At 43.2% G+C, this 16,183-nt stretch carries 9 protein-coding genes; 1 reads left to right on the plus strand and 8 read right to left on the minus strand.

The window, feature by feature from the left end:
* Nucleotides 1-344: 344 nt before the first annotated feature.
* A complete protein-coding gene (locus tag GT674_RS05405; protein WP_330585475.1) occupies nucleotides 345-1,736 on the plus strand; it encodes an MATE family efflux transporter in 1,392 nt (463 codons plus the stop codon).
* 198 nt (nucleotides 1,737-1,934) lie between these two features.
* On the opposite strand, the gene GT674_RS05410 is transcribed toward GT674_RS05405, so the two are convergent.
* From GT674_RS05410 to GT674_RS05445, 8 genes are all read right to left on the minus strand, one after another.
* Nucleotides 1,935-2,921, minus strand: coding sequence for a DUF3878 family protein (locus GT674_RS05410; protein ID WP_161284785.1), 987 nt, complete (start codon nucleotides 2,919-2,921; stop codon nucleotides 1,935-1,937).
* Between the two features lie 9 nt (nucleotides 2,922-2,930).
* Complete coding sequence (locus GT674_RS05415; RefSeq protein WP_161284786.1) at nucleotides 2,931-6,119, minus strand: AAA family ATPase; 3,189 nt, start codon at nucleotides 6,117-6,119, stop codon at nucleotides 2,931-2,933.
* A complete protein-coding gene (locus GT674_RS05420) occupies nucleotides 6,120-7,268 on the minus strand; it encodes an exonuclease SbcCD subunit D (RefSeq protein WP_161284787.1) in 1,149 nt (382 codons plus the stop codon). It lies immediately after the preceding gene.
* 218 nt (nucleotides 7,269-7,486) lie between these two features.
* On the minus strand, nucleotides 7,487-9,511 hold the full coding sequence (locus tag GT674_RS05425) for a beta-galactosidase (protein WP_161284788.1): 2,025 nt from the start codon (nucleotides 9,509-9,511) through the stop codon (nucleotides 7,487-7,489).
* A gap of 11 nt (nucleotides 9,512-9,522) precedes the next feature.
* Complete coding sequence (locus tag GT674_RS05430; RefSeq protein WP_161284789.1) at nucleotides 9,523-12,567, minus strand: glycoside hydrolase family 2 TIM barrel-domain containing protein; 3,045 nt, start codon at nucleotides 12,565-12,567, stop codon at nucleotides 9,523-9,525.
* 183 nt (nucleotides 12,568-12,750) lie between these two features.
* Nucleotides 12,751-13,578 (minus strand): carbohydrate ABC transporter permease, encoded by an 828-nt coding sequence (locus tag GT674_RS05435; protein ID WP_227240404.1) that lies wholly within the window; start codon nucleotides 13,576-13,578, stop codon nucleotides 12,751-12,753.
* Complete coding sequence (locus GT674_RS05440) at nucleotides 13,571-14,470, minus strand: carbohydrate ABC transporter permease (RefSeq protein ID WP_161284790.1); 900 nt, start codon at nucleotides 14,468-14,470, stop codon at nucleotides 13,571-13,573. Before GT674_RS05440 ends, GT674_RS05435 begins: the two co-directional genes overlap by 8 nt.
* Before the next feature lie 106 nt (nucleotides 14,471-14,576).
* Nucleotides 14,577-15,863: an ABC transporter substrate-binding protein gene (locus GT674_RS05445; RefSeq protein WP_161284791.1), complete on the minus strand. Its 1,287-nt coding sequence runs from the start codon at nucleotides 15,861-15,863 to the stop codon at nucleotides 14,577-14,579.
* Nucleotides 15,864-16,183 lie beyond the last annotated feature (320 nt).

Consider the following 16,183-nt stretch of genomic DNA (forward strand, 5'->3'; position numbering starts at 1 on the left):
TTCTATTGAATGATGATTCGTTAAGAATTTTCGAGAATCGTATGTGTTTCACTGTTTAGTTATCAAGGTTCTTTGTTGTCGTCTCGCTGACGACTTGTTTACTTTATCACATTGTTTTGTTCTTGTCAACAACTTTTTTCGTTTTTTTCAAAACTTTTCAAATTGTTTAATTTGTTTAGTCAGAAGAAACAATTCTCTGTGACAGCTCAGTTAGAATACCACTATAAACCAAATATGTCAACACCTTTTTTCACTTTTTTTATTTTTTTGTGTTATACTGATTAATATCTCTTCAAAACACAGAGATCACATTACAATAATAATAGAAGAAAGAGGTTTCTATCTTGAAAGAACAATCACTATCTCATTCAACAGCAGACACAGCAAATCCTCTGGGATGTGCTCCTGTCGGAAGTCTGATTGCCAAATTTGCAATCCCTGCCATCATCAGTATGCTGGTCAACGCTCTCTATAATATAGTAGATCAGATTTTTATCGGTCAGGGTGTTGGTATGCTTGGCAATGCCGCAACCAATATTGCATTTCCTGTCACCACGATTTCTACCGCAGCGGCCTTACTCCTTGGAATCGGCGGCGCTTCCAACTACAATCTGGAAATGGGAGCCGGCAATGAACGCAAGGCAAGTCAGATTGCAGGAAGTGCTCTGACCACGCTTATCGTGATCGGTGTATCAATAACCATGGGCATTCTTCTGTTTCTCCATCCATTGCTTATCTTTTTTGGAGCAACAGATAACGTTATGCCATATGCCACCGATTATATCAGCATTATTGCTGTCGGACTTCCATTTTTCACCTTATCCGTCGGAGGCAATCACCTGATTCGTGCTGACCGCAGTCCTACATATTCTATGATGTGTACTCTTACCGGTGCGATCATCAATACTATTCTTGATCCCTTATTTATTTTCGGTTTTAAATGGGGAATCAAGGGCGGAGCCTGGGCCACCGTCATCGGTCAGATGATTTCCGCATTTCTGGTCATACTTTATTTTGCAAAATTTCGCAACATGTATCTGGATCGCAGTATGCTGAAACCACAGCTGAAACTGCTAAAAGCAATTGTTTCCCTTGGTCTTGCCGCCTGCATCAACCAGATTGCAATCGCCGCTGTACAGATCGTCATGAATAATATTCTTCGCTACTACGGATCTGTTTCTGTTTATGGAAGCGATATTCCAATCGCCTGCGTAGGTATTGTTTCAAAAGTCAACATGGTTTTCCTGTCCATATGTATCGGAATCTCACAGGGATGTCAGCCAATTTGGGGCTTTAATTACGGAGCCAGGAAATTTGACCGTGTACGACAGACTTACCGTTATTCAGCAGCCACCTGTACAATTATAGCCACTGCGTTCTTTCTCTGTTTCCAGCTTTTCCCCCACCACATCATAGGTATGTTCGGTGGTGGAAGTGATCTTTATTTTAAATTTGCCGAAAATTATCTGAGGATCTTTATGCTTCTTACCTTCGCAAATGGTATCCAGCCAATGTCCTCCAGCTTTTTTACTTCTATTGGAAAAGCAACTCTCGGTATCATTATGTCTCTGACCAGACAGGTTATTTTTCTCCTGCCGCTGGTTATTATCTTTCCAATGTTTATGGGAATTGACGGCGTAATGTATGCAGGACCTATCGCAGATGCAGCCGCCTTTGTCCTTGCAGTTGTTTTTGCCCGCAGAGAACTTGGCGAAATGAAAAAAGCAGCATCCTGAGTTTAACCGCACCCATCAAAGAGGCTGACCGCAATATCGCGGCCAGCCTCTTTTTATAATTGAATGCTTGTAACTATTCAGAAGGTAGTATCCCGCGAGGCGTTTTGGCATGTTTTTTGCCAAAATCTCGAGACATGCAAGGCACTTTGATTGCTTCTGTATATTCTGTATCATATAATCCTGTAAAATTTCACAAAACTACAGTTTATATTCTTCTATTTCTGTTACTCTGTTTCTTTTCCGTTCCTTCCATATCATAAGATACAGTTTATAATCCAGCGAATCACGTGCAATGGTAAAAGGTTCTTCTCTCAGGATTTCTGCACGAATACCCTGCTTTTCTAATTCTGCCTGACGTTTCTTTATCTTTTCCAATGTCTTCTGGTACCTCTGCTCCACATCCTCCCCAAAAAAGCGTCTCGGATAACCGGCAGACGCCTGCCTTAGCCGTTCCGTCAGCAGATCCGCAATATTCCGGTGTTTCGTCCGATGCAGCATAATCGCAAGTCTCTTCGCCCAGAATTTCGACGGATGTTTTCTATATATACTGAGCAGTTTTGCAAAAGAAACATCTCCGCATTCTGCCGCCAGTTCTTCCATCAGCTCAATAGCCTCTTTTGATACATCCCACGGGTTTTCACGCGGAACAATATATTTCTCTGGGACCGCCGGATAACAGCAGTAATTCAATGGTGGAAATTCTGTAAGCACTGCAAGCTTTTTTTCTTCATCTGTACAGTACTCCGCTCCCAGATAGTCATATTTATCTCTCAGAATCGCAAACCTGTATTCCAGCTGACGCAGATATTCATATCCTTCTACCCAGAAATGTCCTGTATATGCGTATTCATATAAATGAACTTCTAAATCCAGCGTTTCAAAAAACAGAGTTACGACCGTATCTCCCTGCCTTACCACCAGAACAAATTCTTCTCCCTGCTTGTTCAAAGACGCTTCCAGTTCTCCCTCATAATCCGCATGATATTCTCCTGTCATCCGGGCATCACGAAATACAAGAAAACTTTCCACTGCATCATTCATCAGATATACCAGACGTATATCCTGTCCCTGCGGCACTTCTCTTTTTGAAGTCAAATCTTCTTTTTGTATTTTTTCTGAAAAAATCAGTTCAAACTGGTCCTGTTCCAAAAGCTGTGCCAGTTTTTTTAGTGTATTTTCTGTCATTTTTTTATCCTAACTGATCTGCCACCTTACACGGCTTCCATTTTCATCCTTGCTTACGATCAACTGATCCTCTATCTCCTGCTTCAACTCCGTCACATGAGAAATGATTCCTATCAGTCTTGAACCTTCCGCCATCTCCTGAAGCACTTTTACCGCCTGGTTTCGCGAATGTTCATCCAGGGAACCAAAGCCTTCATCTATAAACATCATATCCAGATTGACTGCTGCTGAACTCTCCTGAATCTGATCTGCCATGCCAAGTGCAAGAGATAATGCCGCCATAAAGGATTCTCCTCCCGAAAGAGTCCTGACTTCCCTCTCTTTTCCTGTCACTGCAGAATATATCATCAGATCCAGGCCTCTGTTTTTGCCTTCGCCTGCTTTCTCAATATCGTACATTCTGAATTCAAACTGCCCGGCAGACATCTCCCCGAAACGCCGATTCGCCGCATACAAAATCCGCTCCAGATAATACCTTTGCACATAAGTTTCCAGATCCATACGTGCTCCGCTCACATTACCTGAGGCCATGCGGTAAAGTGCATCAATTCGTGCATGCTCCTCCAGAATTTCCGTCCGGTTCTTCAGTCTTCCAAGAAGAATATCCTGAACTTCTGCATTGCTGCTGAATTCCTGTCTGAGATTGTCATACCGTATCTTTACTGCCTGATACTTCTGTTCCGCTTCCTCTTTTTCCTGCTCCAGTTTCTTAAGGTCCGGACGCACTTCCGTTCCTGCTGCCGCCTGGGCCGCTTCCTTTTGAGCCTGAGCCGCAGCCAGGTTTTCCCTGTACTGGTTCACAGCATCCTGGAATTCTTCTGCATCCTGCCGGGTATAGGTTTTGATTGTTTCCTGCCAGTTCTCTTCTGCCATTTTTTTGTTTTTCAGGATAAGCCTGTAATCTCCTTGTGTCTGCTCAGCATGTTCTTTCTGTTTTGGAATTTCTTTCATGTAACGCTGAATCAGTGCTTCTGTCTGTTTCTTTTCACTGACAGCTTTTTCTAAAGTTTTGGAGGCTTTCTGATACTGTTTTTCTGCCTTGTCTCGGAGTTTTCCTGCTTCTGTCAGGACACTCTCTGCTTCTCTCTCTGACTCAAATTCCACAGAATTCTTTAATTCTGTCAGAACAGCCTCACATGCCGCAGATTCTTCTGCCAGTTTCTTGCTTTCTTTTTGGCTTTTATCCAGTTTATCCCGGAGATTTTTCTTTTTGTCCTCAGAATCCTGAAGATTTCTTCGGATTTCTGACATCCGCTCAACCTCCGTCCGGCGTCTAAGAAGTTCTTTTTCTATCTCCTGGTTCCAGGCTTCTATCGCCTCTTTCATCTCCGGTATTCTGGCATCCTCCAAAAGTGAAGGGATATTCCTGCGTATATGCTCCTTAAGCTTTTTGACAGCCTCCAGATACGTATCTTTCCTTGTGTCAAACTCAGCCTTTACAGCCTTCGCATTTCCGGCTGCCTGTTCCTGTTTTTCACGCAGTTTATCCACATCTTCACTCATTTTTTTGAGGTTTTCTCTGGAGATATCCACATCTTCCCCACTCTTTTTGTGCGGATGCGGATGCTCTGTAGAACCGCATACCGGACATGGCTTCCCGGGCTTCAGTTCATCTGCAAGAAACCCCGCCTGCTCATCCAGAAAATGCTGCCTCTTCTCCTCATATTCACTGTTCAGTGCCAGATAGCCGTCCCTTGCCTGTATGTAATTTTCTCTGCACTTCAAAGTCCGTTTCCTGCATGCTTCTGCCTGTTTTCCAAGAGATTCTGCATCCTTAAGTTCCTGCTCGAGCACCTGTTCTTCCTGTTTTTTTGTCTCTGCCAGAACCAGTTTCTTTTCAGACTCAGCCAGTTCTTCTCTCTGTTTCTTCCATATCTGTTCCTTTTCTTCTAATTCATCCAGTTCCTTCTGCAGATCTGCTCCGGCCTGTTCTGCCTGTCTGCATACACTCTTATAATGTGCTGCTTTCCCTTCCTGTGTTTTTATCTTCTCAAAAACCTCACAGGATCTTTTTACTTTTTCCTCTGTTTTCGTATACTTCTGCTGCTTTATATCACGTGCAGCTTTTGTTTCTGCCTCTTCTCTTCTTGCTTTTTCCAGCATTTCTGTCAATAGCGGAAGTTGTCTCTGATGTTCTTCCAGTGTCTTTTCCATTTCCAGAACTGCCTTTTTTGCATCATCTGCACGAATGTGTTTTTCATTGATTTCATAGGCATCCCGAATCTGCGTGATCAGGAAAACCTTTTTATCTATCTTGGATTGCATATCCTGATATTCTTTTATCTTTTGTTCCGCTGCATCAAGCTGGATAAACCAGTTCAAAATCCCCTCTGCTTTTGTGACGGCATCACGTTTTTCATCACGATTCTTTTCTGCTTTAATGCATTCCTGTTCCATTTCACAGGTGCAGTCTTTCAGCCATATGCACAGTGCTCTCAGACTCTCGAGAAGCTCATTCAGCCCGGAGATCTGACCTGCTTCTACCAGTTCTTTGCAGGTTCTGAGCTGATCTGCATCCTCATATTCCTCCGATATCCGAATGCGCCCTGCGTCCCCCTGACACTGCGTTTTCAGAATTGCGATCTCTCGGTCTTTTTCTCTCTTCCTGTTCCCAAGTTCATTCACGATTTCCTGATACATTTCCGTGTTAAAAAGCTTCCGGAATATCACTTTTTTGTCATCTGACTTTGCTCTCAGAAGATCCATGAATTCACCCTGTGCTATCATTGCAACCTGCATAAACTGACCTTTTGTAAGACCCATGATCTCCTGCAGTTTCCTGTCTGTTTCCTTAGATGGATATTCTGTCCCATCCGGCATGACAAGACTTACAGATCCTGTTACTTCTCTCTGTTTTCCCTTTGCCGTACCCCGGGTGATCGTCTTCAGGTGTCTTGGGATCCGTCGAACGGTATAAATTTCCCGCTCCTCATCTCTTCCCTCTGCAAAGGTCAGTTCCACAAAAGGCTCCTCCGCAAAATCAACATACTGACTCTGCAGAACAACTCCTTCTTTTTTGTTTGACGAGGAACTTGCCTCTCCATATAATGCAAACACGATCGCGTCAAAAATCGTTGTTTTTCCTGCTCCTGTATCCCCTGTGATCAGAAACAGATTCTGATTTACTTTCTCAAAGTCAACAACCGTTTCTTTACCATATGAACCAAACGCCTGCATTTTTAATCTCAAAGGCTTCATCTATTTCACCCCCTGAACTGTATGAATCACATCCTGCAATATCTCTTTTTCCTTCTCATCCATATTTTTCAGAAATGAACAGCACAGTTCATATGGATTCAGCAGGGTCTCTGATTTTAATGCTCTTGCATAGTCTGCCTTTCTCTGATTTTCTCTTCGAATCTCCAGCAGATTCGGAAATGCCAGACGAATTCTTTCCTGCATATCGATCACATCCAGATCTTTTTTATCCGTCAGGATCACCGTCACATAATCCTGACTTTTCTCTGCCAGAATCTCTTCCAGTTCCCCTTTTATCACCCGCACCTGATGCAAAGGATATAGCGGAAGTACAGTCGTTTCGACCTCTCCCTTCGCCCCCATTTCGATCATAATAATGCCTTTTTGCTGCTGTGCTTCACTCACAGAACAGGCAAGGGGCGTTCCGCAATAACGCCAGTTTTCATTTCCAAGCTTCATCGGTTTATGGATATGGCCCAGTGCCGCATAATCAAAAATCTCCAGCACATCTGCGGATACTTCATCAATATTTCCAACGGTACGGATCTCTGAATCCATCCGTTCTATTTCTTCCACTTTCTTTCCAACAGGCAGATAAAACTGATGGCTGACAAGCACATTTCTTTCATCCTGATTGATGTTTTCCCGTTCGATCAGTCTGTGCAGTGTTTCATTATAAGAAAGATTATTTCCATTTTCATCTGTTCCCACCACCTGTTTCACCATGGATGGTTTTACAAAAGGAAGCAGATAAAAATTCACTTTTCCATACTTATCTTCCAGCGTAACCTTTTCGATAGATTCATCTTCCGTTCGCGGCGGCTGTCCGATCATGTGCACTTTCTGCCTGGAAAGCACCTTGCGGAAACAATCCACTCTCGGTGCACTGTCATGATTTCCGCTGATCATCATAATCACCGCAGACGGCACGGCTTCTGTCAGTTCCCCAAGAAACCGGTCAAAAATCTCAACCGCCTCTGCGGACGGAACCGCCTTATCATAAATGTCCCCTGCGATCACAATGGCATCCGGTTTTTCTTGGGCTGCCGCTTCAACAACTTCCGACAAAATATATTCCTGATCTTCACGAAGATCCCTGTTCATCAACTTCAGTCCAATATGTAAATCTGACAAATGAAAAAATTTCATATTTATTTCCCTTTCCAGCGATGCTGCTCACTTTGTTTCCTTCTTCTATCATATCATCTCAGTACTTTTGCCGCATCTTTTTCTTTTCGTTATTTATCGGTCTTTGTTTATCTTGTATTTTTCATTTCTTCTTTTATCTTTTGCACAAATCAGAGGCTTTAAAATAGCAAGAAAAAAGTTCCTGACAAAATGCCGGGAACTTTTTTCTGTCTTGCTTTTTATTTTCTCCTTTTCAGTATCCTTGTCTGCAGCGGAGCCATGACTTCGCTCTCGGTTCCATAGAGCAGTTCATACTCTGCCGGAACAGCAACCGTCTGTGGTTTGCGTGCATAGTTCTGGATGAAGAGGTATTCGGTATCTTCGCTCTCTCTTACCGTTACGGAAACGCCTTCCGGAATGAATTCAACTGGTGATTTCAGGCCGGCTTCTGCTGCTGCTCTGCCGTAGAAGTCCTGATAGAATCCAAGTTCCATATCCGCGCATACATAGTATACATGACCTTTACCAAATGCTTTGTGTGTCAGCACCGGATATCCCTGATAGAAGTCCTCGCCGTAGCGCATCAGTACTTCTGCATCGGAAACTTCAACCAGTTCGCAAAGGTTTTTGCAGGTATATACATTGCTGATCTTAAGATGATTTCCGGTTTCCGGAATTGCGTGGTTTTCTTCCCAGTCATACAGAGCATCGATCTCTGCACTGCGGATTCCTGTTACGTCCATCAATCCATATGGCGTTCCGTCAAGGAAGCACTTGTCTGTTCCGTCTACCAGTCCGGACCAGTAGGAAAGCACCAGAGTTCCACCGTTTTCTACATAGGTGCGAAGTTTTTTCTCGTATCCGTCTTTGAACATATATGCCATCGGAGCTGCCAGAACTTTGTAGTCTGCAAGGTCATGTTCCATTGCGATAACGTCAACATTCAGGCCTTGTTCTCTCAGTGCACGATAGTTCTTCTGCACGTTTTCACGATAATGCATATCTACATTTCTCGGTCCCTGCACATCCGCAATTGCCCAGTCGTTTTCACGGTCATAGAGAACAGCTGCCTGTGATCTCATAGTGGTTCCAACCGTCTCCTGGATCTGTTCCAGAACTTCTCCGACTTCTGTTACTTCGTGGAAAACACGGGTATCATCTTTGCCATAATGGTCGATCACTGCACCGTGGAATTTCTCGGAAGCACCCTGGCTCTGGCGGAGCTGGAAATACAGCACGCTGTCAGAACCGTGAGCAACTGCCTGCAAAGATCCTGCCAGAAGCATTCCCGGTTTCTTAAGTTTATTGATCGGTTTCCAGTTCGTCGCAGATGGACAGGATTCCATAAGAAGGAACGGTGCTTTCTTGATGCTGCGCATCAGATCGTGCTGCATTGCCGCATCAACAGCTGTGATATATTCCTCTTTTTTGTGCCATCCCGGATAGTTATCCCAGGATACAATATCCAGAACATCCTTGAATTTCTTGTAATCCAGACCGTCATAATCATACATCAAGTTTGCGGTTACAGGAAGTTCAGAACCACCCGCACGGATCGCATCGACCTCATTCTTGATAAAGTCAATCGTCTGATCGGTGACAAAACGTTTCCAGTCAAGCTTCAGTGCATGAAGTTCATTTTCCCCTTTTGTGGACGGGCTTTCAATCTGGTTAAAGCTGTTGTAAATATGACTCCAGAATGTGGTACACCAGCTCTTGTTGAGGTTTTCGATCGTGCCGTATTTCTCTTTCAGCCATTCACGGAACTTTGCCTGGCACAGCGGGCAGTGACATTCTCCACCGAACTCATTGGAGATGTGCCACAGCATAACTGCCGGATGGTTGCCGAATCTCTCGGCTAATTTCTTATCGATCGCATGGACTTTTTCTCTGTATACCGGAGAGGTAAAACAATGATTATGTCTGCCTCCGAAGAATCTTCTGGTTCTGTCCGGATCCATACGAAGGACTTCTTCGTACTTGTCTGCCATCCATTTTGGTCTTGCTCCTGACGGAGTTGCAAGAATGGTATAAATCCCCTCTTTATAGAGATTATTGATAATTTCTTCCAGCCAGTCGAAGTTATATTTTCCTTCTTCCGGTTCAAGAACAGCCCAGGAAAAAATCCCTACCGATACAGTGTTGATATGTGCTTTTTTGAAATATTCGATGTCTTTCTGAAGGATATCCGGGCGGTCAAGCCACTGCTCCGGGTTATAATCTCCACCATGAAGGTAACGTCCGTATTTCATCTGTTTCGCCATGTTGTCTCCTCTTAAAGTCCTTTAAATACAAAGGAAAATTCCATCTTTTTATCGGTTTCCAGTAAATATTCTTCGTGTGTGCGTGCTCCCCAGCTGTCATCTCCACCGATTCCCATCTGGTCTTTTGCAACACGTACAACAGTGTAATGAACCTCCGGAAGTTCGTATGGATGCATTGCATTTTCCATCTCATGCGGAGTGTATGGAAGTGCTGAGAACATCATTGGACCATTGTTCTCATCCATCTCAAAGAGCATTCCTCTTCCCTTGCGGTCAGTTACTTTTGCCCAGCGCACTTCTTCTTTTGCACCACATTCCTGCGGAACCATATATCTTGCAATATTGTCTGCGACTTTGTTTGCATACATGCCAAGTTTTGCTCCTTTTTTACGGTCAGAATAGGTCTCTGCCTCTCCAAGTCCGTACCATTCCACACGATCATAATCTGCATTAAATTTAAAGATCACACCAAATTCCGGCATGTCGCCAAGCTCTTTGACCGGGTCATAAGTAAGGGTTGTCTTTACTCTTCCATCACCGAACACTTCATAAGAAATACTGCATTCACTGAGCGGGGTTGTCGGCATAAGATAGGTGTATGTTACTTTCACTGTCTTTTCATTTACTTCTACCTTCGGCATATTTCCCGGTCCGTATGGTCCCTTGCGGAAGTCTTTGTGGCTCAGATACATGCTGGCAAGTTTCCACTGTCCGTAGCGCATTCCCATAAGATTTCCACAGTCGTTGTCAGTTGGTGCACGCCAGAAGTTTGGTTTCGGAATCGCCTCGATCATCTCTTTTCCGGCATATTTATAGGATACCAGTCCGCCGTTTAATACAGAGAAAAGCACTTCAAAATGTGTGCCTCTGACACCGATATTGTGTGTACTGTGGATTATTTCCACACCTTCCGGGCAGACCTTTTTCGGTTCTTCCACCTTGTATACATACTGTCCAAAAGCCACCTCATGTCCTGCTTCTGCCCATACTTTATCTTCTTTCAGATGGAAGGAGACTGTCACTGCATATTCGCCTGGTTTCTCTTCTTTTGCAAGAGGAAGTGCATAAACTTCTTCACTTAACGGAGCAACTGCTGTCGCAAGAGACGCTTTACGGATTACTTTACCATTCTTTGCAACTGTCACTTTGCAGTCAAACATATCTGTATTTACAAACAGATTTTTGTTGATGACTTTTACGCTGTCTGCACTGACTTCTGCAGTGATGTTCTGATAGTTAAATTTGACTTCCTGCATCTTCGGAGAAGCATCTCTGTTTCCGCCATATGCGATACCATTTCCACTGAAATTGTAGTCTGTCGGACGTTCTCCGAAGTCACCGCCGTATGCCTGAAATTCTTTGCCGTATCGGTCTTTTTTGTAGATAGACTGATCAATATAATCCCAGATAAATCCACCCTGATACTTCGGTTCTGTGTCGGTCAGGTCTGTATATTTGTGCATTGCACCACAGGAATTTCCCATTGCATGTGTATATTCACAGCAGACAAACGGTTTGGAGTCGTCCTTTGCAAGGAACTCTTTGATTGCTTCTACAGACGGATACATCTGGCTTTCCATATCACTGGTATCGTTGTATCTGCGGTCATGGCAGACTCCTTCATAGTGAACCAGGCGGGTTGGGTCTGCCTTATGGAAGAACTGTGACATTTCAAAAATATCCTTTCCTCCAAAGGACTCATTTCCGCAGGACCAGATCAGAATCGCTGCATGATTCTTATCTCTCTGATACATGGAGTTTGCACGGTCAAGCATCATATCCAGCCATTCCGGTTTGTCATGAGGAACGACATAGGTATAGTCTTTTGTAAACTCTGCTGTGTCCCAGGAACCATGAGATTCCAGATTTGTCTCATCGATCATATAGATTCCATACTCATCGCAGAGTTCATAGATCAAAGATGCATCCGGATAATGGCAGGTACGGATCGCATTGATATTGTTCTGCTTCATGATCTTAAGGTCTTTGCGAAGCTCTTCTTCGGAAACATGACGTCCGCTCACAGAACTGAATTCATGACGGTTGACACCCTTGAATACAATACGTTTTCCATTCAGTGTCATAATGCCGTCTTTCATCTCGAATCGTCTGAATCCAACTTTCTGCGGAATCACTTCCTGAAGTTCTCCGGCCTCGTTATAAATCTCCAGTGTCAGGTCGTAAAGCTGCGGATTCTCTGCACTCCAGAGTATCGGATTTTCCACTTTCCATGAATAAAGCTCTTCTCCATCGAGTGCTTTTTCATCTTCGACTACAGTCTCTCCATCTTTGGAAAGAACGATTTTTACTGTACCTTTACCCCAGGTATTTGTTCTGATCTCAAGTGCTGCTGCACCTAAAGTTTCATCCGGGATTGCACGGATCTGAAGATCATAAACATGAACTTCCGGTACTGTATAAAGATAAACATCTCTGTAAATTCCGGAGAAACGGAAGAAGTCCTGATCCTCACACCAGCTGCTTGCTGTCCATTTGAACACCTGTGCTGCAAGTTTGTTCTCACCTTCTTTTACATACTCGGTCAGTTCAAATTCTGACGGTGTAAAAGAATCCTCACTGTATCCGACAAAGTGTCCGTTAAGCCATAATGCAATGCCGCTCTCTGCTCCCTGAAAGGAGATAAAAAGACGTTTCCCCTGCATTTCTTCCGGCACCTCAAAGTATTTCACATAGCTTGCAACCGGGTTAAAATGCTCCGGAATCTCTCCCGGATGAATGTCTTCGTGACCTTCCCACGGATACTGTACGTTGGCATACTGTGGTGCATCATATCCTTCCATCTGGATATGTGCCGGCACGCGGATATCATCCCAGTCTCTGCAGCAATAGTCTTCTTTTTCGAATCCCGGAATTGCACTTCCATAGTTACGGGCATAGTGGAATTTCCAGATTCCGTTGAGATCATAACGGAAGGAAGTTTCTTTTTCCTTCGCTTCCTCTCCATCTCTGTAATATGTATGGTCAGAATGTGCGTCCATTCTTCCATCTTTGAAATACTGTGGATCCTTTACTAAAGAATAATCAAAAGTTTTCATTCTTATCCTCCTGTTATTGGATTTTGCAAAAAAAGGATGCCGCATAATCTGTACGGGACATATTATGCAATATACCCACTGGACCACGCAGCATCCTTTTTTAGTTCATTGTTGTAATCTCTCCCGAATTACTCCATTGCTTCGCAATTTCCGTAATTCTGTAAACATTCGAAATCCGCTGATTTACTTAACCGCTCCGGTAATACCTTCAGCGAACTGTTTCTGCAGTACGAAGAATACGACCATAGTCGGAATGGAACAGAACAATACGCCGCACATCAGCATACCATAGTCTGTTACATAACCTGTGATCAGGTTGGCGATCAACATTGGCATTGTCATCGCTTTGTTATCAGTCATGATTACCTTCGGCCACAGGTAAGAGTTCCATGCATTCATGAAGGTAATAACTGCTGCAGCTGCATATGTAGATTTCATAGTAGGAATGAACATCTGGAAGAAGATTCTTACTTCGCTCAGTCCATCAATACGAGCTGCCTCGATAATATCTACAGGGAAGGATCTTGCGTTCTGACGGAACATCATGATCATAAACGGTGTAGAAATGATCGGAAGGATAAAACCAACTGCTGTATTCAGAAGTCCTGCTTTGGAGAACATCTTGAATAACGGAACCATGGTAGCAACCTGAGGAACCATCATTGCCAGAAGCAGAACGGAGAACAGTCTGTCTTTTGCCTTATCATGATAAACTTCAAAACCATATCCTGCGATAGAGCAGATCAGCAGACAGATCACGGTTGTGAGGATCGCATAAAAGAAAGAGTTTCCAAGTGCTCTCCACAGTGGCTGCTGAGCTGTCAGATTATGGAAGTTTTCCATAAAATAGCTTCCCGGAATAATTCGTCCACGAGATACATCTGTTGATGTATTTGTTGCAGCTGAGATCATCCAGTATAACGGAAATACCGAAATAAATGACACGATGATCAGAAAAATATAGGTAGGAATCAATCTTCTCTGAATTGCTGATTTGTTTTTCTTAGTCACGTGTATCACCTACTTTCAAGTTGATAAATGCAAGTACAGCTACCATAATGAATATAAGGAATGACATTGCTGATGCATATCCAAAATTCGGTACGTTGATAAAACATGTATTGTAAACATAATGGGACATTGTGATCGTTGAGTTCGCCGGACCACCTTTTGTCAGGTTGACAGACTCATCAAACAGCTGCAGTGTACCATTGATAGACATAATAAATGTCATGATAATTGTCGGTTTCAGAAGCGGAACAGTAATCTTCCAGAAAGTCTTCCAGCCGTTGGCACCATCAATCTTTGCTGCCTCATATACAGAATATTCAATATTCTGAAGGCCGGCAAGATAGAATACCATGTTGTATCCTGTCCATCTCCAGATCAGGGCCAGGATGATAACAACCTTGGCACTGGCGGAATTTCCCAGGAAGTTATAGCCGGTAGATAAGATTCCAAGTTTGATCAGAATACTGTTGATCAGACCATCTGTAGCAAACATGGAACGGAAGATCAGTGAGTAGGAAACCAGAGATGTTGCACATGGAAGGAATACACATGTACGGAAAAATCCCTTGAATCTCAGGTCTTTATTGTTAAGAAGCTGTGCAAGTAAGATTGCAAGTACCAGCATGATCGGCACCTGAATGATCAGATACAGAAAGGTATTGGCGATTGACTGCTGAAATACCTTATCAGCCATAATACGTTTATAGTTACTGAAGATCGGTTCTGCGAACCGCATATTTGCTCCGGCACCTGTCTGTAAAGAAATGATAAATGCACGGATCATAGGATAAAAACTCATGATAGCGATCATCAGTGTTGCCGGTAACAGGAATATCCATCCGGCAGCTCTCTGTTTTGCTATCAATGTCATGCCTTTTTTCTTGGAATTCACAGGAACTCCCCCTTTCGAAGCTCAGTTTTGACGCACGACGGAGGACTGCAAGCAGTCCCCCGCCTTCATTAGCTGCAATTTGTGTTTACTTTTAGTCCTGATCAGATTACTCTGTCATCTTGAATGCAAGTGTATCCTGTGCTTCCTGAAGAGCATCCTCTACAGATGCACCATTTACGATATTAATAACTGCTGTGTTGACACATTCTCTTGATTCATAGTGGTACGGTGTTTTTGTGAACTCCGGAATATGAGAAGAGTATTCTACAATTGTTGAGAAGATTGGCTGTCCACCGAAGAATTCATTTGGCTCATTGTAAACTTTAGACTCACCAGCCGGCAGATAACAGGAGATTGCACCTGATGCCGGAAGGATTGCATCATAGAAGTCTGTGCTGGAACCAAAGGTACTTGCAAGGAAGTCTTCTGCGAGTTCTACGTTCTTGCAGTTGGATGTGATATACCAGGAAGATCCACCGTTGTTTGCATAGTTTGTAGCGCTCTCTACATCGTCAACTTTCGGCATTGTTGTAATCTGCCACAGACCCTTCTGGTCTTCTGTAGACATCAGAGTAGCTGTGATCCAGTTACCATTTACGATACCAGCAGCCTCGCCGCCTGTAATTGTTGAGATATATTCATCCCAGTTGTTTACCAGTTTAACAACATCATTTTTAACAAGATCTACATAAAGATTGATGCATTTCTCTGCGACATCATTTCCAACGATATAAGCTTCGCCATCTTCGTTTACGAAGTTAGCTCCACAGGACTGCATCATCATCATCAGAGTATCACCGCCTGTAGCTTCGCTTGTAAGGAGGTATTTGCCTGTTTTTTCATGAAGGTCTTTACCGATTTCCATGAACTTGGACCATGTGATGTCTGTCAGGTCATCCAGTGTGTATCCTGCTTCTTCAAGGACATCTGTACGATAGCATGCAATAACAGCACCGTTATCAAACGGAACACCGTAATGTGTGTCATCTACCATGGAATAGGACTGTTTCAGTTTTCCGAAATCATCCCAGTTAACATCCATATCTTTCAGATCTGTGAAAGCATCCGGATAGCTCTTCAGGTATTTCTGGAAGCTGTTGTCCTGCATAAGAACGATGTCCGGAAGTGTGCTGTAGTCACCTGCATTAGCTGCTGTTGTCAGTTTTGTCTGGCAGTCATCAGAAGATGTCTCAATAACGTCTACTGCAAATCCATCATGATCTTTTGCATACTGCTCACCAGCCATCTGCATGGATTTGATGTTGAAGTTCTGGTCCCATGCCCATACGGTTAATGTGTTGTCATCGTCTGCTGCATAAACAGATGTAGCAGTTCCTGCGAAAGATGCTGCCATAATACCGGTCATCAGCACTGCAAGTAATTTTTTCTTCATATTACATTTCCTCCTTTTATTAAGCGTATTCTTTATTCTCCGAATTGCTTATGAACCGATTATAGCATCCGATTCAATAGGATAGTTTGCATAACCGTGCACATAATGTGCATTTTCGACCATTTTGTATATTTCGCACTATTCATATGCTTCATTTTTGAATTTTTTGTTCGTTTTTCGTATTTCCTCATTTTTTGTCGTACTTTTTCAATAAAAAAATCTTCTCTTTTTGCCAGATTGCACATATTCATGCGGCTCAAGAGAAGACTTTGTTTCTATTTCATAAATTTAACATTCATTTTTTGTACATATTTTACATA

Source organism: Blautia sp. BIOML-A1 (genome assembly GCF_009883055.1).
In the GTDB taxonomy this organism is placed as follows: domain Bacteria; phylum Bacillota; class Clostridia; order Lachnospirales; family Lachnospiraceae; genus Blautia_A.